Source organism: Stenotrophomonas sp. PAMC25021, from assembly GCF_004795795.1.
Classification (GTDB): Bacteria; Pseudomonadota; Gammaproteobacteria; order Xanthomonadales; family Xanthomonadaceae; genus Stenotrophomonas; species Stenotrophomonas muris.
On sequence record NZ_CP039255.1, the window covers coordinates 3,553,044 to 3,570,727 of the forward strand.

The window sequence follows — 17,684 nt, forward strand, 5'->3', positions numbered from 1 at the left end:
GCTGTCCGCGCCCATTGCGCCCTGTGTGGATCTACCGGGTGGTGATCGGCCTCAGCCTGCCGCGCTGAGCGGCGGGGTACCTGCGGCGAGCTGCGGCCAGCGCTTGAGCACAGCGGCGCGGATGCCGGCGGCGTCGATGCCGGCTTCGGCCAGCAGGTCTTCGCGGCTGGCATGGTGCTGGTAGCTGTCGGGCAGCCCCAGGTGCAGGATCGGACGCAGCACGCCTTCGGCATTGAGCAGTTCACCAACACCGGAGCCGGCGCCACCGGCCACCACGTTGTCTTCGATCGTCACCAGGCCCTCATGCTGGGCGGCGACAGCCAGCACCAGCTCGCGGTCCAGCGGCTTGATGAAACGCATGTTGACCACGCTCAGGCCCAGTTCGCGGCCGACCTGCTCGGCGGCGGCCACGGTGCTGCCGAAGGCGAGCAGGGCAATGCGGCTGCCCTGCAGGCGCAGTTCGCCCTTGCCGATCGGCAGGGTCGACAGGTCGGTGCCGGCTGCAACGCCGGTGCCGGTGCCGCGCGGGTAGCGCACGGCGGCCGGGCCCGGGTGCTGCAGGCCGGTGCTTAGCATCTGCCGGCACTCGGCTTCGTTGGACGGTGCCATCACCACCAGGTTCGGCACGCAGCGCAGGAAGCTCAGGTCGAGGTTGCCGGCGTGGGTCGCACCGTCCGGGCCGACCACGCCGGCGCGGTCGATCGCGAACAGCACGTCCAGGTCCTGGATGGCCACGTCATGTACCAGCTGGTCGTACGCGCGCTGCAGGAAGGTCGAGTAGATCGCCACCACCGGCTTGCCACCCTGTGTGGCCATGCCGGCGGCGAGGGTGACCGCATGCTGTTCGGCAATCGCCACGTCGAAATAGCGCTGCGGGTATTCCTTGCTGAAACGCACCAGGCCGGAGCCTTCGCGCATCGCCGGGGTGATGCCGTACAGGCGCGGCTCGGCGGCGGCGGCATCGCACAGCCAGTCGCTGAATACATCGGTGTAGGTCGGCTTCTTGGCCCCGGCCTTGGCCACCAGGCCCTTGTCCGGATCGAACGGGCCCACGGCGTGGTAACCGATCTGGTCGCCCTCGGCCGGCTCGTAACCCTTGCCCTTGGTGGTCATCACATGCAGCAGCTTCGGGCCCTTGGAGGCGCGCAGCGTCTTCAGCGTGGACAGCAGGGCGGGCATGTCGTGGCCGTCGATCGGGCCGGTGTAGTGGAAGCCCATTTCCTCGAACATCGTGGAAGGCACGAACATGCCCTTCCAGTGCTCTTCCCAGCGTTTCACGAAGCGTGCCGGATTGTTCTTCTTGTCACCGAGAATCTTCTTGCCGCCTTCGCGCAGCGCGTTGAGCGTGCGGCTGCCGGTGGCGCGGCCCAGCATCTTGGTCAGGCCGCCCACGGCCTCGGAGATCGACATGTTGTTGTCGTTGAGGATCACCAGCAGGTTCGGCTCCGGCTCCATGCCGCCAGCGTGCATCAGCGCTTCGAACGCCATGCCGGCGGTCATCGCGCCGTCACCGATCACCGCCACGATCTTGCGGTCGTCGCCTTCGGACTGGCGGGCGATGGCCATGCCCAGTGCGGCCGAGATCGAGGTCGAGGAGTGGCCGACACCAAAAGTGTCGTACTCGCTTTCCTCGCGCTTCGGGAACGGCGCGATGCCGTCCTTCTGCTTGACGGTGTGGATCTCGTCGCGGCGGCCGGTCAGGATCTTGTGCGGGTAAGTCTGATGGCCGACGTCCCAGACCAGCTGGTCGTGCGGTGTCTGGTACAGGTAGTGCAGGGCCACGGTGAGCTCGATCACGCCCAGGCCGGCGGCGAAGTGGCCGCCACTCTTGCCCACCGATTCAATGAGGTAGGCGCGCAGTTCGTCGGCAACCGCCCTCAATTCGGATTCGTCGAACGTGCGCAGGTCATCCGGCGTCTGGATGCGCGCGAGGCGGGGATAGCGGGCAGAGTCGATCATCATGTTCGCACTTTTTCTGAACGCCCATTTTCGCCCTCAAACGGGGGTGGGGCAAGCAAACGCCGCCGTCCGTGACAGGACGGTGAGGGTTGCATTTTCAGGCGTTCAGGTGCTCAGTTTCGAGCGCTTGGGCAATTGCGCCTTCAGGAAGGCCATCTGGTCGGCCAGGATGTTGCGGTTGGACAGGATCAGGTGCTCGATCCAGCTGGGCCGGTAGGGCACTGCCAGCAGGGGCATGCCGGCCTGCTGCGGGGTGCGGTCGCTCTTGCGCGAATTGCAGTGGAAGCAGGCGGTGACCACGTTTTCCCAGCAGTCCAGGCCGCCCTTGGACAGCGGCATGACGTGGTCGCGGGTGAGCGTGGGGCGGCTGAACTGCTGGCCGCAGTACATGCACAGCTGGGCGTCGCGGGCGAAAAGGGCCTGGTTGGTCAGGTTCGGCGTCGGGTCGATCGCACGGGAGCGGGCGTGGCCGCGGGCGGCGATGATCGGGTGCAGGTCCATGCCGCTCTGCAGGCCGCTGAAACGGTTGGTGCCGCCGTGGATGTGCAGGCAGGGGTCGCCGAGCGTCCAGGCCACCGCCTCGCGGGCGTAGAGGCAAGCCGCATCCTGCCAGGTGATCCAGTCCAGTACGCGTCCGTGGGCATCAAGCGAGAGCAGCCGGACCGAACCGGGGCGATGCAGCGTCGTGGCGTTGGGCGATGCTTCGGCGCCCGGAGCAGAAAACGGAGCTCCGGCTTCGATCAGACCCAAGCGTGTAGTGTCTGTCTCCATCGGGAGAACAGCTTATACCTGAATCATTGCGATTTGGGTATCGCCCGGAGGGCGAAACCCAAATCGCAATGATTCAGGTCCGCGCATTCCTCCTATCCCCCGCACCTGTCGGTGCGCCCCCCTTAACAAAGGGGGGCTTTTCCCCAGATGGATTTCGGTAGTTTCCATCCACGCGTGGCGTGGATCTACGCAGATCGCGGGGAACTGTCAGAGGCGGGGCGGTGTGGGTTGGCAGGACCGTTGGCGCCATGGAGGGCGCCATCGAGCCCCCAGGGGTGAGGGCGCTTTGCTTGCGAAGCACTGCTTCGCAAGCGCCCGAACGCACAGTCGCCAGCGGCTGGGCCGGACCGCGGAGCGGGGTTTACGGCGTGTCCTGCCAGCCCACACCGCCCCGCCATCCACCGGGATCCAGCTGTTGCTATTGCGGTTGCCGGCCAGCGGCCGGCACTACCGCGGGTGCCGGGCGAAGCCCGGCTCAGGCGCCGAAGCGCTCGTCGTCCATGGCCATCAGCGGCGCGGCGCCGGCCTGGATCGCGGCGGCGTGGCTGAGGGTGCGCGGCAGCACGCGGGCGAAGTAGAACCGTGCGGTCTCGCGCTTGCCCTGGGCGAAGGCGGCGCCGTGCGCGCTGGCATCGGCGGCGGCCACGCTGCGGGCCCACCAGTAGGCCAGCACCACGTAACCCGAATAGAACAGGTAGTCGTAGCTGGCCGCGCCCAGTTCGTCGGGATTGGCGGCCGCGCGCTGCAGCACGTCCATCGTCAGCTTGCCCCATTCGGCGGCCTTGGCGCGCAGCGGGCCGATGAACTCGGCCAGCGCTTCGTTGCCCTCGTGTTCCTTGGCGAAGGCTTCGATCTCGGCCAGCATCAGCTTCAGGCCGGCGCCCTGGCTGGATGCGGTCTTGCGGCCGATCAGGTCCAGCGCCTGGATGCCGGTAGTGCCTTCATACAGCGTGGTGATGCGTGCATCGCGGGCCAGCTGCTCCATGCCGTGCTCGCGGATGTAGCCGTGGCCACCGAAGCACTGCAGGGCGTTGTAGGTGTTCTCGATGCCCCATTCGGTCTGGCAGGCCTTGGAGATCGGGGTCAGGAAGCTCACCAGGGTGTCGGCGCGCTCGCGCTCGGCGGCATCCTCGGCGTGGTGGGCGATGTCGATCAGGGTGGCGGCGTGCAGTGCCAGCAGGCGGCTGCCTTCGACCAGCGACTTCACGGTCAGCAGCATGCGACGCACGTCCGGGTGGACCAGGATCGGGTCGGCCGGCTTGTCCGGGAACCTGGCGCCGCTCAGGGCGCGCGATTGCAGGCGCTCACGGCTGTACTTCAGTGCGTTCTGGTAGGCGCGCTCGGACAGGCCGATGCCCTGCAGGCCGACGCCTAGGCGCGCGGTGTTCATCATGGTGAACATGGCCTGCAGGCCCTTGTGCGGCTGGCCGACCAGGTAACCCTGCGCACCATTGAAGTTCATCACGCAGGTGACCGACCCCTTGATGCCCATCTTGTGTTCGATCGAGCCACAGCGCAGTGCATTGCGCTCGCCGACGTTGCCATCGCGGTCGACCTTGAACTTCGGGGTGACGAACAGCGAGATGCCCTTGGCGCCCGGAGGGGCGTCGGGCAGCTTGGCCAGCACCAGGTGCACGATGTTCCCGGTCAGGTCGTGCTCGCCGGCGGTGATGAAGATCTTGGTGCCGGTGATCGAGTAGCTGCCGTCGGCGTTCGGCTCGGCCTTGGTCTTGAGCAGGCCCAGGTCGGTGCCGCAGTGCGGCTCGGTCAGGCACATCGTGCCGGTCCAGCGGCCTTCGATCAGCGGCTTGAGGAAGGCGTCGTGCTGCCACGCCTCGCCGTGCTGCTTCAGCGCTTCAATGGCGCCGTGCGAGAGCAGCGGGAAGTTGCCCCACGCCAGGTTGGCGGCGTTGATCATTTCGTTGAGCGGCACCCCCAGGGTGTGCGGCAGGCCCTGGCCGCCCAGCTCCGGCGAGGCGGTCAGGCCGGTCCAGCCGCCATCGACGAACTGGTCGTAGGCCTGCTTGAAGCCGGGCGGGGTGGTCACTTCACCGGTGGCCTGGTCGAGTACGCAGCCGATCTCGTCGCCGACGCTGTTGAGCGGGGCCAGCACGGTGGCGCTGAAGCGGCCGGCTTCCTCCAGCACGGCATCGACCACGTCGGCGGTGGCGTCGGTGAAGCCCAGGCGGGCGAACAGGGGTTCGACCTTGAGCACGTCGTGCAGGGCGAAACGGAGGTCGGAAAGCGGGGCGGTGTAGCTGCTCATCGGTACGTCTCGATTTGATCAGGGCAGAGGGGAGCGGCGCCGGGCGCCGCGACGAAAGGCGGGTTCAGCGCAGCACGCCGGGCAGGCCGGGGGCCTGGTTGAGGGTGCTGCGGCTGCTGATGTCGAAGCTGCGCTGCTTCTTTTCCTGCGGCGTGGCCGCCACCGTTCCCTTCAGGGCGTAGGCCAGGGTGCGGTTGCTGGCCAGCGCGTCGGCCACCACCAGGCGCGCGGTCGAGCTGGGCACGAGGTCGACATTGATGACGTCGGCGGAGGTGCCGCCGATGGAGATGCCGGGCTTGACCTGCAGGGTGCCGGCATCGCTGTCGCCGACGGTCAGCGCCAGTGAGACATCATCGAAGGTCATCGGCATCGAGCTGAAGTTCTGCAGGCGCAGGGCCACGGTCCAGTTGCCGTCGGCACGCACGGTCAGCTGCTGCAGGCTGGCCGCCGGTTCCGAAACACGCTTGACGATGCCGTTGCTGCAGGCAACAAGGGCGAGGGTGCACAGGACGATCAAGGCGGTACGGAAGCGGTGGAGCATGGGCGCAAGTCCTCTGGAGGGGGTGCGTTGGGGTAAGCATACTACGGCGTATGGTTTTATGGATCGCCCGGGGCGACCCGTCCGCAGAGGGTAGCGCGTGAAGATGGCGGTCGGGCATGCACAACGCCGGATGGCGCGCGCACGATGCGCCGGATGCGAAGCGGTTCAGTCGGCCGCGGGATCGCGCAGCGGGGCCATCAGGCGCAGTGGCCCGAGGTCGTACCCCATCGACTCGGCCTTGGCTTTCAACTGTTCGAACCGATCGCGCTCCATCTCCGGCAGGCGCGAGAGGATCCACAGATACTTGCGGCCGGGTTCGCCGACCAGGGCCCATTGATAGTCCGGGTCCAGCGCCAGCACCCAGTAGTCGGCCCAGACCAGGGGCGCCCAGCTCAGCCAGTCGGGGACGAAGCGCACCTGCAGTTGCCCGGGATGGCCGGCCACCGGGCGTGCCACGCCTTCGGCGACCACGCGCTCGCCGTCACCCTTGCGGCAGGCATTGGTGACGCTGATGCGGCCGTCGCGGCGCAGGCCATAGTTGGCGGTGATGTCGCCCACGCACTGCTTCTGGAACGAGACTGGAAGATGCGCGATCTCGTGCCATTGGCCCGCGTAGCGATCAATGTCCAGGTGCTCGACAGCGCGCACCGGTTCAGTGGCGATCACCGGGAAGGCGGCCAGCAGCAGGCAGGCGAGCAGGGCGGGGCGCAGATGCATCGGCAGGCTCCAGGCAGGAGTCTGGAGCGTAGGTGCCGCGGCCCGTGCCGGTGTAAATGTTTCGTCAACCGAGCCACGGTGGTCGCCGCTTGCGCGAAGCGCGAATAAAAAGAGACCTGCATTTCTGCAGGTCTCTGAAGATGGTGGCCGAAGACGGAATCGAACCGCCGACACGGGGATTTTCAATCCCCTGCTCTACCAACTGAGCTACTCGGCCAAATTGTGTGGCTACCCCGGTGAGTGCGGTTTCCGGAAAAAAAAGACCCGCATTTCTGCAGGCCTTCGAAAGTGGTGGCCGAAGACGGAATCGAACCGCCGACACGGGGATTTTCAATCCCCTGCTCTACCAACTGAGCTACTCGGCCACATGTTTCGTTGCAGCGAGGTCGCTGCCAAGGACGCGTATATTACGGAGGTCGGCTGCCTTCGGCAAGCGTTTTGCCAAGATTTCTTCACATTGCCCTCTGCGCGCTCGCAAGTGCTTGATCCTCCGTTGTGGAGCGGGGCGTGGCCCATCGATTGTCGTCTGCGGTGGAAATCTGCAGGTCGCCGCGTTCGCCAAAGCTGCAAGGGCAAGGGGTGCGCCGGACCCGCGCGGGTCCGGGCAGTGGAACGCTGTTTTCGTGGCCGCCATCGGGGATCGCCGCAGCGTAGTGTCGGCAGTCCTTTCCCGATGCTGGCAACAGCAGAGACCTGGCCATGTCCGATTCCTCCACCGCGTCCCGCATCGTGCTTGCCTCGCGTCCGCAGGGGGCGCCAAGTGCAGCCAATTTCCGCCTGGAACAGGTTGCGCTGCCGGCACTGGCCGATGGCGAAGTGCTGCTGCGCAACCGCTACCTCTCGTTGGACCCGTACATGCGAGGACGCATGGACGAGGGCCCGTCGTATGCCGCGCCGGTGGCGGTAGGGGCGGTGATGGAAGGCCAGACCGTGGCCGAGGTGCTGCAATCCAAGGCCGAGGGCGTAACCGCAGGCGAGCTGGTGCTGGCGCCGGGTGGCTGGCAGACCCACGCGGTGCTGCCGGCCAAGGCGCTGGGGCGTCGTCTGGATCCGGCCGGGCTGCCGCTCAGTACGGCGCTGGGGGTATATGGCATGCCCGGCTTCACCGCCTATTCCAGCCTGCATGAAATCGCCCGTCTGAAGCCGGGCGAGACGTTGGTGGTAGCCGCCGCGACCGGGCCGGTGGGCGCGACCGTGGCGCAGCTGGCCAAGCTGCAGGGCGCGCGCGTGGTCGCCATCGCCGGTGGCGAGGCCAAGCGTGCCTATCTGCAGACGCTGGGCGTGGACGTGGCGCTGGATCATCGCGTGGCTGATTTTGCGGACCAGCTGCGCGCGGCAGTGCCTGCGGGCATCGACGTGTACTTCGAGAATGTCGGCGGCCATGTGCTGGATGCGGTGCTGCCGCTGCTCAACGACTTCGCCCGCATTCCGGTCTGCGGCACCATCGCTACCTACAACGAGCGGGGCGTCGAGCAGCCTGGCCCGGATCGGCTGCCGTCACTGTTCAGCCAGATCCTGCGCCAGCGCCTGACCGTGCGTGGTTTCATCGTGCACGACTTCAACCACCTGTGGCCGGACTTCGAACGCGAGATGCTGCAGTGGCTGCGCGAGGGCCGCATCCAGTACCGCGAGGATGTGGTGGAAGGTCTGGAGAAGGCGCCGGAGGCGTTCTTCGGGCTGTTGCAGGGGCGCAACTTCGGCAAGCTGGTGGTGAAGCTGGATTGAGTGCTTGGTGGGTGTGCCGACCAAGGTCGGCACCTACGGGAAGCTGGGCGTGCCGACCAAGGTCGGCACCTACGGGAAGCTGGGCGTGCCGACCAAGGTCGGCGGCTATCGGGTGGCGTCAGCCGTTGGCGACCTTTTCCCGGCGCAGCAGTTCGCGCTTGCGCGCAACGCCCCAGGCATAGCCGGACAGGTCACCGTCGCGGCGCACCACGCGGTGGCAGGGCACGGCTACCGCCAATGGATTGCTCGCGCAGGCACGTGCCACCGCACGACTCGAGCGTGGTGCACCGATATGCGCGGCAATATCCGCATACGACGCGGTCTGGCCGCGCGGAATCTGCTGCAGTGCCTGCCATACCCGCTGCTGGAAGGCGGTGCCGCGGATATCCAGCGGCAGTGTGGCGCCTCGCGAGGGATCCTCGACCAGGCCCACCACCTGTGCCACCAGTTGCTCATAGCCGTGGTCGGCACCGACCAGTTCGGCCTGGCGGAAGCGTTGCTGCAGTGACTGCAGCAGCGCCTCCGGATCGTCGCCGAGCAGGATCGCGACCACGCCGGTGGCGCTGCTGGCCACCAGCACGCTGCCCAGTGAGCTTTCGGCAAGCGCGAAGTGGATGACTTCGCCGCGACCACCTGCGCGCCATTGCTTGGGAGTCATGCCCAGCAACTTCGGTGCGTTCTCGTAGAAGCGCCCGCTGGAGCCGAAGCCGGCATCGTGGAAGGCATCGGTGATGCGCTCCTGCTGTTCGAGCCCGGTGCGCAGGCGGTCGGCGCGCAGCGCGGCAGCGTACTGCTTGGGGGTCAGCCCGGTGGCCTGTTTGAACAGGCGATGCAGGCGCGTCGGGCTGCAGCCGGCGATGTCGGCCAGCTCCTGCAGCGAGGGCTCGTCGAGGCTGGCCTGCAGATGGCGGCAGACCCGTTCGACGCGGGCGTCGAGGGCGGTGGTGGCGGTGCTGTCCATGGGCGGATTCTGGCACGTGCCGGTTCTGCGGAAACTCCGTTTCCTGCACCTGGCCGCGAGGCCCGGAAACGGAGTGTTGGTGGGCCGGAGGCGCGGCATCGTGGCGGCCACTCCACAACCGGTACCACCCTCATGCGCCTGAACAACAAGATCGCCCTCATCACCGGTGCCAGCGCTGGCATTGGTCGTGCCAGCGCCCTGCGCTTTGCTGCCGAAGGGGCAAAACTGGTGCTCAATGCGCGGCGGCCGCAACCGCTGCACGCACTGGCCGAGCAGATCCGTGGCGCCGGCGGCGAGGTGGTGATGCATGCCGCCGATGTGGCTGATCCGGGCACGGCGCAGGCGCTGGTGGATCTGGCCCAACAGTCATTCGGAGGCCTGGACATCGCGCTCAACAATGCCGGCATGCTCGGCCCCGGCGTGCCGGCAGCAGAGTTCCCGGCGGATGCGTGGCGCGAGGTGATGGCCACCAATCTCGACGCCGCCTTCCATGCCGCACGCGCGCAGTTGCCGGCATTGCTGGCACGCGGGGGTGGCTCGCTGGTGTTTGTCGGTACCTTTGTCGGCCATACCGTGGGCTTCCCGGGCATGGCCGCCTACGCGTCGAGCAAGGCCGGACTGATCGGCCTGAGCCAGGTGATCGCCGCCGAGTACGGCGCGCGTGGCGTACGCAGCAACGTGCTGCTGCCTGGCGGTACCGATACCGAGATGGGCCGGCAGGCCGCACCCACCGGCGATGCCCGCGACTTCGTGCGCTCGCTGCACGCACTCAAGCGCATGGCCGAGCCGGAGGAGATCGCCAACGCGGCGCTGTTCCTGGCCAGCGATGAAAGCAGTTTCGTTACCGGTACCGCGATGCGTGTTGAAGGTGGAGTGTCGATCACCCGTACCTGAGCGGCGTCATGAGCGCGGCGTGTAGTGGATACCGCTGCTGGCCATGAAGCCTTTCGGGTCGAACCGGGCCCATGCCTCGCCCCACTCGAACCGGGCGCGGCCACCTGCCAGTTTGCGCCCCAGAGCCGTGGCCAAGGTGCGACGCATGAAAGCGACTTCGGCATCGATCGCGACCTGGGTCGGCCAGCCGTCTTCCAGTGTCGCACCCGGCAGGTCGACGCTGATCTTCACCATGTCCAGCTGTTGCCCGTGGAAGCACAGGCTGATGCCGGCGGGCGCACCGCCCAGACTGACCCGGTGCAGGCTGAGCCAGTGATAGCCGGTGCCGGCATCGCGCTCGCCATGCATCAGCGTGGCGAAGGCGATGCGCGCCTCCTCCAGTGACAGGGTGGGGCAGATCAACGTCGTCAGGTGGCCGAGCTGGATGCTGCCGTCCGCTGGATCGAGGCGCATTGGCAGCGTACGCGCGGCGTGCTGGGCGGGAGGTGACATCGCGGACTGGCTGGGCATGTTGGTCCGGATTCTGCAGAGCCGTGAGCTGCGGCGGCAAGCGGAACTGCACACGCTGTTCGCGCGGGCCTGACCTGCGGATCACTGCGCAGCCTCTAGCGTGAAGTCCTGATCGGCCTTCGCCGGCACAGGAGACTTCGATGAGCGAGCGCGACAAAGACCCTGGCGATCCGAAACAGGGCGTACAGGAAAGCCGTCAGGACAGGGCGCAGGAGGACGTGGCAAAGCAGCGGCCGGGGCAGCGCGATCAGCAGGTGCGTGATACGCATTCGCGTGGTCCACGCCGCAAGGACGGGGATCAGGAACCTGCCTGACTCGTGATCGATGCAAGAAAAAACCCGCAGATCGCGACGATCGGCGGGTCTTCTTAATGAGTGGTGGAGCCAAGGAGGATCGAACTCCTGACCTCGTCATTGCGAACGACGCGCTCTCCCAGCTGAGCTATGGCCCCACGGCAGGGCTTCAGTGTATCCAACTGGCTGCGCCTTGCCAAGCCGATCCGGGATGTGCCGGACGGCGTGGCATGAAGGCGTGCACTGTGCCGAAACCGTCCGGTTTGTCGGGCCCGGATGCCGCGCAACGAAATCGTAACAATTTGGGGGATAATGGCGGCTTGCGCAGTTCTCCTCCTTTTTGCCGCCCGGCTCGCGCAGGCCGCACGGACGCCTCCTCAGAGCATTCCATGCCCTCCCATTCCGATTCCCGCCGCCTGTCGGGTATGTCGTCTTCCTTCGTTTCCTTCCGCCGCCATCCGCTGGCCCTGGCCTGTGCCGGCCTGGCCCTGGTCGGCAGCTTTGGTGCCGCCGCGCAGGACAGCGCGCCGACCCCGACGGGCCTGGACACGATCACCGTGACCGCCGAGCACCGCGAGCAGAACCTGCAGGAAGTGCCGGTCTCGGTGGGCGTGGTGCAGGGCGAGCGCATGCGCGACTTCACCGCCGGCGGCGACGACACCCTGCTGGCGCTGTCCGGCCGCGTGCCGAGCCTGTATGCGGAAACCACCACCGGCCGCATCTTCCCGCGCTTCTATATCCGCGGCCTGGGCAACATCGACTTCTACCTGGGTGCCTCGCAGCCGGTGTCGATCATCCAGGACGATGTGGTGCTGGAGCACGTGGTGCTGAAGTCCAACCCGGTCTATGACGTGGACCAGGTGGAAGTGCTGCGCGGCCCGCAGGGCTCGCTGTTCGGCCGCAACACCACCGCCGGCATCATCAAGTTCGACACGCTGAAGCCGACCCAGGACTACACCGGCCGCGTCAGCGCCAGCTATGCGACCTACAACAGCGTGTCGATCGACGGCGGCTTTGGCGGCCCGATCAACGACATCGCCTCGTTCCGCGTGTCGGCGCTGTACCAGCACCGCGACGACTACGTCGACAACACCTACAGGGGCCCGAGCGCTGACGGCACGGTCAGCCCGAAGAAGAACGCCATGGGCGGCTTCGATGACCGCAACGTGCGCGCGCAGCTGCTGCTGACCCCGAGCGACCAGTTCTCGATCCTGGCCTCGGCCCACGCCCGTGATTACGAAGGCACCTCGACCCTGTTCCTGCGTGGTGCGCTGACCAAGGGCTCGAACAAGACCGACGTGCCGCGCGACCAGGTCGCCTACGACGAAGCCGACAACAACCCGCAGGCCTACAAGACCTACGGTGGCTCGGTGAAGGCGCGTTACGACTTCGGCGCGATCGACTTCACCTCGATCACCGCCTACGAAACCACCTCCGGCTACAGCCGTGGCGACACCGACGGCGGCGCGGCGGTGAACTTCCCGGTGAACGGTGTGCCGAACGGCTACGGCCAGTCGATGGGCCGCATCCGCGACCTGGACCAGTGGACCCAGGAATTCCGCCTGGCCAGCCATGACGACAGCGCCCTGCAGTGGCAGGCCGGTGCGTTCTATTTCAACGGCAGCGACACCACCGACTTCTACCAGCGTGCATGGTTCCTGCAGGGCGCGGCCCGCAACCCGAACAACTGGGTGCGCCTGCGCAACAAGAACACCTCGTGGGCCGGTTTCGGCCAGCTGAGCTACGCCTTCACCGACAAGTTCACCGTCACGGCCGGCCTGCGCCAGACCAAGGACGAGAAGCACACCCGCCTGCTGAAGACCGCTGACACCGCCGCCGGCGTGGTGACCTACAAGGGCCGCACCGACGTCAAGATGTCCGACACCACCCCGAGCTGGGATCTGAGCGCGATGTACCAGATCACGCCGGACGTGAGCGTCTATGCGAAGGTCGCACGCGGCTTCCGCGGCCCGACCATCCAGGGCCGTTCGGCGGTGTTCAATGCCGACTTCACCACCGCCGATTCCGAGACCATCCTGTCCTGGGAAGCCGGCGTGAAGAGCAGCCTGTGGGACAACCGCCTGCGCCTGAACGCCACCGCGTTCACCTACACCGTCAATGACATCCAGCTCAACGGCAACGATTCGGACGGCAACGGCGTGCTGTTCAATGCCGACAAGGCCAAGGCCTACGGTTTCGAAGCGGACATGGAGCTGCGCCCGATCCCGAACCTGACCCTGAGCGCCGGCGTCAGCCTGCTGCACAGCGAGATCAAGGACAAGCGCGTCTACGCGCAGGTCTGCGGCCTCAACGGCAAGGTGGTGTGCACGGTGAATGACCCGACCATCAAGGTCGGTGCCAACACCTTCGCGCAGATCGACGGCAACCCGCTGCCGAACGCGCCGAAGTACAACGTCAACCTGGCCGCCCGCTACGACTTCCCGGTCAGCGACGCGGGCACCATGTTCGTGTCCACCGACTGGAACAAGCAGGGCTACACCAGCTTCGTGCTGTACGACAGCAAGGAGTTCAACTCCAAGGGTGATTTCGAGGGCGGCCTGAAGATCGGCTACTCGGGCAACTACGGTGCCTATGAAGTGGCGCTGTTCGCGCGCAACATCACCAACGAGAAGAACCTCAAGGGTGTGATCGAGAACTACATGGCCGCGGTCTACAACGAACCGCGCACCGTCGGTGTCTCGTTGAACATGAACTGGTAAGGCTTACCCCGTCGTGTAACGGAAACGGCGCTCATCGAGCGCCGTTTTTCGTTGCTCGGCATCATCCGTGCTCACGGCGTGGCGCTGACGCCCTTGCCCAGCGCTGCATCGGACGGCGCACTGGGGCCCAGCACCTGCAGCTGCATCGCCTCCATCCGCTCCAGTACCTTGCGCTGCTTGCCGTTGAGGCCGCGCGAGGTGATTGCGATGTGCTTGCGTGCAGCGTCCAGCGGCGCGGGTTGGTAGTGCACCGTGAAGCGGCGCAGGGCGCATCCCGTCAGCTTGTCGACCGGTGCGCAGTCGTTCGCGTTGAAATCGATATCGCCGTCGGCGGCAACAATGAAGGGGCTGAGCAGGATCTGCCCTTCGCGGGCAGTGAAGGCCAGTGGCGCGTGGGCCTTGGCAATGACCGCCTGGATGCGTACGGCAGGGATGTCTTCAGGGACGATCCTGTCATCCCAGTAGCCTTCGGTCGGGCGCGAGGTTTCGTAGTTCTGGGTGCCCCATGCCACGCAGTTGCCGGAGGCCACATGCACCGAGATGCAGACCTGCTGGGAGTGCTGATCGGTCAGGACGCCGGGTGGTACCCAGACCTTCTTCCAGGAATAGAAACGGTAATCGACGTCGGCCAGGCGGGTGGCGCCGATGTCCTTCGATACTTCGTCCGTAGTCCCCAGCGGCTTCAGCTTGGCCACGCGGGTGTTCAGGCGGTAGTTCTCCGCACCGTTCAGCAGATAGGTGCCCGGCGGAATCAGATGCACCTCGAACACGTCCATCAACACCGTCCGCTGCGGGCCGGCTTCCAGTTCGTTGGTGTTGAACAGCTGCACATAGCCCTGGGAGGGAATGTCCTTGTGCTGGAAGGACACCCGCGTCGAGAACCCGGGCAGGTCGGTCGAGCGCTTGCCCAGATGAAAGCCGGGGACCGGAGAGCCGATGCCTGGCCCGCCGTTGTGCACGACATACGGGGCCGGCACCAGCACGGCAACCAGACCGTCGCGGGTGGCGCCGTCAATGATGTCCACCAGCTTGGCTGTGTTCTCCTTTTCCTGTGCATAGGAAAGCGGTGCGGCCTGCCCAGAGCATGCCAGGCCCAACGTGGTTAGCAGCAGTGCGCAGGCGGTCGCGATCTTGAGGGTCTGCATCGACGTCTCCTTGTCAGTACCGGTAAACCCTAGCACGGCCCCTGCAGGCTCAAGGTGCATGGCGCCGGCGTGGTCCGGCGCCCGGTGCTTCAGCGTGCCGGCAGCAGCGCCTGCAGCCGCGCTTCCAGCTCTTGCTGGCGCCAGCCGGCCAGTGCGGCCGGCCACTGGCGGCGTTCCAGATAGCTTTCCAGGTGCTTGCGTGAGGCCAATACGCCATCCGGCAGGCCCAGTTCGCGGCTGCGCTCGGCAACCGCGTCCTGCAGCTTCTTCAGTGCCTGCTTGTTGCTGTCGTTGGCCGGCAGCGCCAGCGGTGCTTCGGCCTCATCGGCCAGCGGCGTATCCAGCGCCTGCCACACAGCGCCCGCGAGCTTGCGCGGTGCCTTCGGGAACTGTTCGAACAGCTTGCCCAGTGCGGCGGCATCGGCCGGTGGCGTGCGTGCCAGCGTGGCGGCCAGTTCGTTGTCCAGGATCCAGCTGCGCGGGCGGTCGCTGCTGCGTGCCTGCACATCGCGCCAGCGCAGCAGACGCAGCAGCCGATGCTGTGCGGCCGTGTCGAGGAACTGCGCCGAGCGCATCGCCAGGTGCGGCCAACGGTCTTCGTCATTGGCGACGCTGGCCAGCAGGCGCTCGCCGTCGTCGTGCAGCCACTGCTGGCGGCCCAGCGCCTGCAACCTGGCATCGATGGCGTCATGCAGCGCGAACAGGTGCTCGACATCGTCGGCGGCGTACTGCAGCTGCGAGTCGGACAACGGGCGGCGCATCCAGTCCGAACGGGTCTCGCCCTTGGCCAGCGCCACGCCGGTGATTTCCGCGACCAGCTTCTGGTAGCCCATACCGCCACCGATGCCGGCCAGCGAGGCGCCGATCTGGGTGTCGAACAGCGGACGTGGCAACACGCCGCAGGCCCACTTGAAGGCGACCAGGTCTTCGCTGGCGCTGTGCATCACCTTGACGATCGATTCATCGGCCAGCCACGGCGCCAGCGCTTCGGTCATGCCGGGAATCAGGGGGTCGATCAGCAGGATGTCCTGCCCGACCGCCATCTGCACCAGGGCCAACTGCGGCCAGAAGGTGCGTTCACGGATGAATTCGGTGTCCAGGCCGATGCGGGCCGGACGCTGCTGGAAGTACGGATCCAGCTCGGCGGGGGTGGTGATCCAGATTGCCACGGGTCAGGGCCTACTACTCGGGTTTGCTCAGGCAGGGGAGAATAGCCTAACGTCGGTCCGCATCCGTGCCGAAGGAGATCCTGCTTGCGTTTTCCGCTGTCGTCCGTGCTGTGCACCGCCCTGGCCCTGGCCGGCTGCACGCCGTCGCCCTCGGCGACACCGGAGCCGGGACCGGCTGCTGGCGAAGACGCACGGCCGCAGCAAGGCATGCAGGCGGACGCGACGCCGGAGGCGGCGCAGGGCAGCGTCACCATCGCCGGTGAGGATGCCGCCGAGGATGTGCAGCGGTGGACGCCACCGCGGGTCGATCGGCAGGGGCGCAGCCTGGCCCAGCTGCGTCGCGCGGCCGAGAAGGCGTTCGCCGAAGGGCGCCTGTACGAGGACGCCGACGCGGCGGTTCCGCTGTGGCTGGCGGTGCAGGAAGAAGACCCGGATGACCGCCAGGCCCGCAACGGCCTGCAGCGCGCCCGCCAGCGCCTTCAGCAGCAGGCCGATGCCCTGCTGGTCCGGCCGCTGCAGCAGCGCGAGGCGCTGGCCGAGGCCAGCCGCCAGGCACTGGTGCTGCTGACCCTGGCGCCGAAGGATGAGAAGGTTCGCGCGCTGCAGGGACGGGTGGAGCTCGCCCAGCGCGTGGTGGCCTACAACCGTGCCGGCGAGGAAGACCTGCGTTCGGGGCGGATCGGTGAGGACGGTGACGGAGCGATCGGCAACTTCCGTGAAGCGCTGGCCCTGGATGAACACAACAGCCGGGCACGGCAGGGCCTGGCGGCGGCCGAGAGTGGCCTGATCCGCCGTGCCGAGGACGCGGCGCGGGTGCGTGACTTTGCCAGCGCCGGCACCTGGCTGGCCGAAGCCAGCAAGGTCCGTGACTCATCACCGGCCATTGCCGATGCCTTCGAACGTATCGAACAGATCCGCGCGGCGGCACTGCTGCAGCTGCGCGATGATGGCCTTCGCGAACTGGCGACGCCACAGGGCCTGAAGCCGGCGCGCGAGAAGCTGGCCGAGGCCCTGCGCATCGCCTTGCCAGGGGATGCGGTGGTGGCCCAGTTGCGCGAACGCATCGACCTGGCCACCCATTACGGCAGCTTCCGTCCCGGGCAGGTGTTCAGCGACGCCATGCGCGATGGCGGGCGCGGCCCGCAGATGATCGTGGTGCCGCATGGTGGCTTCCAGATGGGCGCGGGTGATGCCGAGCCCGGTGCCAGTGATGCCGAGCGGCCCTCGCATTATGTGCGCTTCGACCGCGGGTTTGCGATGGCGATCACCGAGATCACGGTCAGTGATTTCGAGCGCTATGTGAAGTCGACCAATGCGCGGCCGCGTGCGACCCGGCGCGGCCACTCGGTGGTCTATGACGAGCGCAGCGGCAATTTCATCCGCCGCAGCGGTGTGGACTGGCGTTCCGATTACGATGGCGCGCGCGCACTGGGCAATTCGCCGGTGATGCATGTGAGCGTGCGTGATGCCGAAAACTACGCGGCGTGGCTGTCCGAGCAGACAGGACGCAGCTACCGGCTGCCCAGCGAGGCCGAATTCGAGTACGCGCTGCGTGCCGGCAGCAGTGGCCGTTATCCGTGGGGCGACGCCGGCACGCCGCCGCCCGGCGCTGGCAACTTCACCGGCAGCAAGGATGTCTCGCCCTCGGGGCGGCACTGGCACAACGCCTTCGTCGGCTATGGCGATGGCTGGTGGGGGCCCGCGCCGGTGGCCAGTTTCCAAGCCAATGCCTTCGGCCTGCACGACATGGCCGGCAATCTCAGCGAGTGGGTGGCCGACTGCTGGCATGCCAGCTACCGGCGTGCGCCGTCCGATGGTGTCGCCTGGTTCAACCCGGGCTGCCGGTCGCGGGTGATCCGGGGCGGCAACTGGGCCAATGCGCCCGAGCAGACCCGTGCGGCCTGGCGGCAATCGCAGGACTCGGACACCACCAACGCGCGCATCGGCTTCCGTCTGGTGCGGGGCATCTGAGCATCGGGCTTCACCCGCTGCTGGCGTCCGCGCACTAAGATT

Annotated in this window: 14 protein-coding genes and 3 tRNA genes; 5 read left to right on the forward strand and 12 right to left on the reverse strand. The window is 67.0% G+C overall.

Annotation, left to right across the window (positions count from 1 at the left end; all coding sequences use genetic code 11):
* Window positions 1-51: 51 nt before the first annotated feature.
* The 7 genes from dxs to E5790_RS16475 all read right to left on the reverse strand — a co-directional run bounded on the left by dxs (window position 52) and on the right by E5790_RS16475 (window position 6,619).
* Window positions 52-1,959 carry a 1-deoxy-D-xylulose-5-phosphate synthase gene (dxs, locus tag E5790_RS16445; protein WP_032956193.1) on the reverse strand — a complete coding sequence of 636 codons (1,908 nt, stop codon included), beginning with the start codon at window positions 1,957-1,959 and terminating at the stop codon, window positions 52-54.
* A 105-nt stretch (window positions 1,960-2,064) separates the two neighbouring features.
* Entirely contained in the window at window positions 2,065-2,730 is a 666-nt protein-coding gene (locus E5790_RS16450; RefSeq protein ID WP_111206890.1) for an HNH endonuclease, read from the reverse strand.
* 475 nt (window positions 2,731-3,205) lie between these two features.
* Entirely contained in the window at window positions 3,206-4,996 is a 1,791-nt protein-coding gene (locus E5790_RS16455; protein ID WP_136191776.1) for an acyl-CoA dehydrogenase C-terminal domain-containing protein, read from the reverse strand.
* Window positions 4,997-5,060: 64 nt separating this feature from the next.
* On the reverse strand, window positions 5,061-5,537 hold the full coding sequence (locus E5790_RS16460) for an LEA type 2 family protein (protein WP_014647826.1): 477 nt from the start codon (window positions 5,535-5,537) through the stop codon (window positions 5,061-5,063).
* A gap of 165 nt (window positions 5,538-5,702) precedes the next feature.
* Window positions 5,703-6,254, reverse strand: coding sequence for a lipocalin family protein (locus E5790_RS16465; RefSeq protein WP_049405026.1), 552 nt, complete (start codon window positions 6,252-6,254; stop codon window positions 5,703-5,705).
* A gap of 141 nt (window positions 6,255-6,395) precedes the next feature.
* Window positions 6,396-6,471 (reverse strand) — tRNA-Phe (locus E5790_RS16470).
* 72 nt (window positions 6,472-6,543) lie between these two features.
* Window positions 6,544-6,619: transfer RNA gene (locus E5790_RS16475), tRNA-Phe, on the reverse strand.
* Window positions 6,620-6,953: 334 nt separating this feature from the next.
* Here E5790_RS16475 and E5790_RS16480 point away from each other — a divergent pair.
* Entirely contained in the window at window positions 6,954-7,979 is a 1,026-nt protein-coding gene (locus tag E5790_RS16480) for an NADP-dependent oxidoreductase (protein ID WP_126411191.1), read from the forward strand.
* A gap of 118 nt (window positions 7,980-8,097) precedes the next feature.
* On the opposite strand, the gene E5790_RS16485 is transcribed toward E5790_RS16480, so the two are convergent.
* Window positions 8,098-8,940, reverse strand: coding sequence for a methylated-DNA--[protein]-cysteine S-methyltransferase (locus tag E5790_RS16485; protein ID WP_126411190.1), 843 nt, complete (start codon window positions 8,938-8,940; stop codon window positions 8,098-8,100).
* A gap of 132 nt (window positions 8,941-9,072) precedes the next feature.
* Here E5790_RS16485 and E5790_RS16490 point away from each other — a divergent pair, with 132 nt between their 5' ends.
* Window positions 9,073-9,834 carry an SDR family oxidoreductase gene (locus E5790_RS16490; protein ID WP_014647822.1) on the forward strand — a complete coding sequence of 254 codons (762 nt, stop codon included), beginning with the start codon at window positions 9,073-9,075 and terminating at the stop codon, window positions 9,832-9,834.
* Window positions 9,835-9,840: 6 nt separating this feature from the next.
* Here the strand turns inward: E5790_RS16490 and E5790_RS16495 are convergent, their stop codons facing one another.
* Window positions 9,841-10,326 (reverse strand): hypothetical protein, encoded by a 486-nt coding sequence (locus tag E5790_RS16495; protein WP_136191805.1) that lies wholly within the window; start codon window positions 10,324-10,326, stop codon window positions 9,841-9,843.
* A gap of 158 nt (window positions 10,327-10,484) precedes the next feature.
* Between E5790_RS16495 and E5790_RS21940 the strand changes: the two genes are divergently transcribed.
* On the forward strand, window positions 10,485-10,658 hold the full coding sequence (locus E5790_RS21940) for a hypothetical protein (RefSeq protein WP_006457496.1): 174 nt from the start codon (window positions 10,485-10,487) through the stop codon (window positions 10,656-10,658).
* A 61-nt stretch (window positions 10,659-10,719) separates the two neighbouring features.
* Here the strand turns inward: E5790_RS21940 and E5790_RS16500 are convergent.
* Window positions 10,720-10,795 (reverse strand) — tRNA-Ala (locus E5790_RS16500).
* 231 nt (window positions 10,796-11,026) lie between these two features.
* Between E5790_RS16500 and E5790_RS16505 the strand changes: the two genes are divergently transcribed.
* A complete protein-coding gene (locus E5790_RS16505; protein WP_049419229.1) occupies window positions 11,027-13,357 on the forward strand; it encodes a TonB-dependent receptor in 2,331 nt (776 codons plus the stop codon).
* 71 nt (window positions 13,358-13,428) lie between these two features.
* Here E5790_RS16505 and E5790_RS16510 read toward each other — a convergent pair whose 3' ends face one another.
* Entirely contained in the window at window positions 13,429-14,502 is a 1,074-nt protein-coding gene (locus tag E5790_RS16510; RefSeq protein WP_111205475.1) for a hypothetical protein, read from the reverse strand.
* 89 nt (window positions 14,503-14,591) lie between these two features.
* Complete coding sequence (rnd, locus tag E5790_RS16515) at window positions 14,592-15,671, reverse strand: ribonuclease D (protein ID WP_134809115.1); 1,080 nt, start codon at window positions 15,669-15,671, stop codon at window positions 14,592-14,594.
* Window positions 15,672-15,755: 84 nt separating this feature from the next.
* On the opposite strand from rnd, the gene E5790_RS16520 reads away from it, so the two are divergent.
* Window positions 15,756-17,642 (forward strand): formylglycine-generating enzyme family protein, encoded by a 1,887-nt coding sequence (locus E5790_RS16520; RefSeq protein WP_014647818.1) that lies wholly within the window; start codon window positions 15,756-15,758, stop codon window positions 17,640-17,642.
* Window positions 17,643-17,684 lie beyond the last annotated feature (42 nt).

What these genes read in the sequence shown, in the direction of transcription:
- dxs (WP_032956193.1), bottom strand. Translation starts at nt 1,959, where the DNA reads ATGATCGACTCTGCCCGCTATCCCCGCCTCGCGCGCATCCAGACGCCG.
- E5790_RS16450 (WP_111206890.1), bottom strand. Translation starts at nt 2,730, where the DNA reads ATGGAGACAGACACTACACGCTTGGGTCTGATCGAAGCCGGAGCTCCG.
- E5790_RS16455 (WP_136191776.1), bottom strand. Translation starts at nt 4,996, where the DNA reads ATGAGCAGCTACACCGCCCCGCTTTCCGACCTCCGTTTCGCCCTGCAC.
- E5790_RS16460 (WP_014647826.1), bottom strand. Translation starts at nt 5,537, where the DNA reads ATGCTCCACCGCTTCCGTACCGCCTTGATCGTCCTGTGCACCCTCGCC.
- E5790_RS16465 (WP_049405026.1), bottom strand. Translation starts at nt 6,254, where the DNA reads ATGCATCTGCGCCCCGCCCTGCTCGCCTGCCTGCTGCTGGCCGCCTTC.
- E5790_RS16480 (WP_126411191.1), top strand. Translation starts at nt 6,954, where the DNA reads ATGTCCGATTCCTCCACCGCGTCCCGCATCGTGCTTGCCTCGCGTCCG.
- E5790_RS16485 (WP_126411190.1), bottom strand. Translation starts at nt 8,940, where the DNA reads ATGGACAGCACCGCCACCACCGCCCTCGACGCCCGCGTCGAACGGGTC.
- E5790_RS16490 (WP_014647822.1), top strand. Translation starts at nt 9,073, where the DNA reads ATGCGCCTGAACAACAAGATCGCCCTCATCACCGGTGCCAGCGCTGGC.
- E5790_RS16495 (WP_136191805.1), bottom strand. Translation starts at nt 10,326, where the DNA reads ATGTCACCTCCCGCCCAGCACGCCGCGCGTACGCTGCCAATGCGCCTC.
- E5790_RS21940 (WP_006457496.1), top strand. Translation starts at nt 10,485, where the DNA reads ATGAGCGAGCGCGACAAAGACCCTGGCGATCCGAAACAGGGCGTACAG.
- E5790_RS16505 (WP_049419229.1), top strand. Translation starts at nt 11,027, where the DNA reads ATGCCCTCCCATTCCGATTCCCGCCGCCTGTCGGGTATGTCGTCTTCC.
- E5790_RS16510 (WP_111205475.1), bottom strand. Translation starts at nt 14,502, where the DNA reads ATGCAGACCCTCAAGATCGCGACCGCCTGCGCACTGCTGCTAACCACG.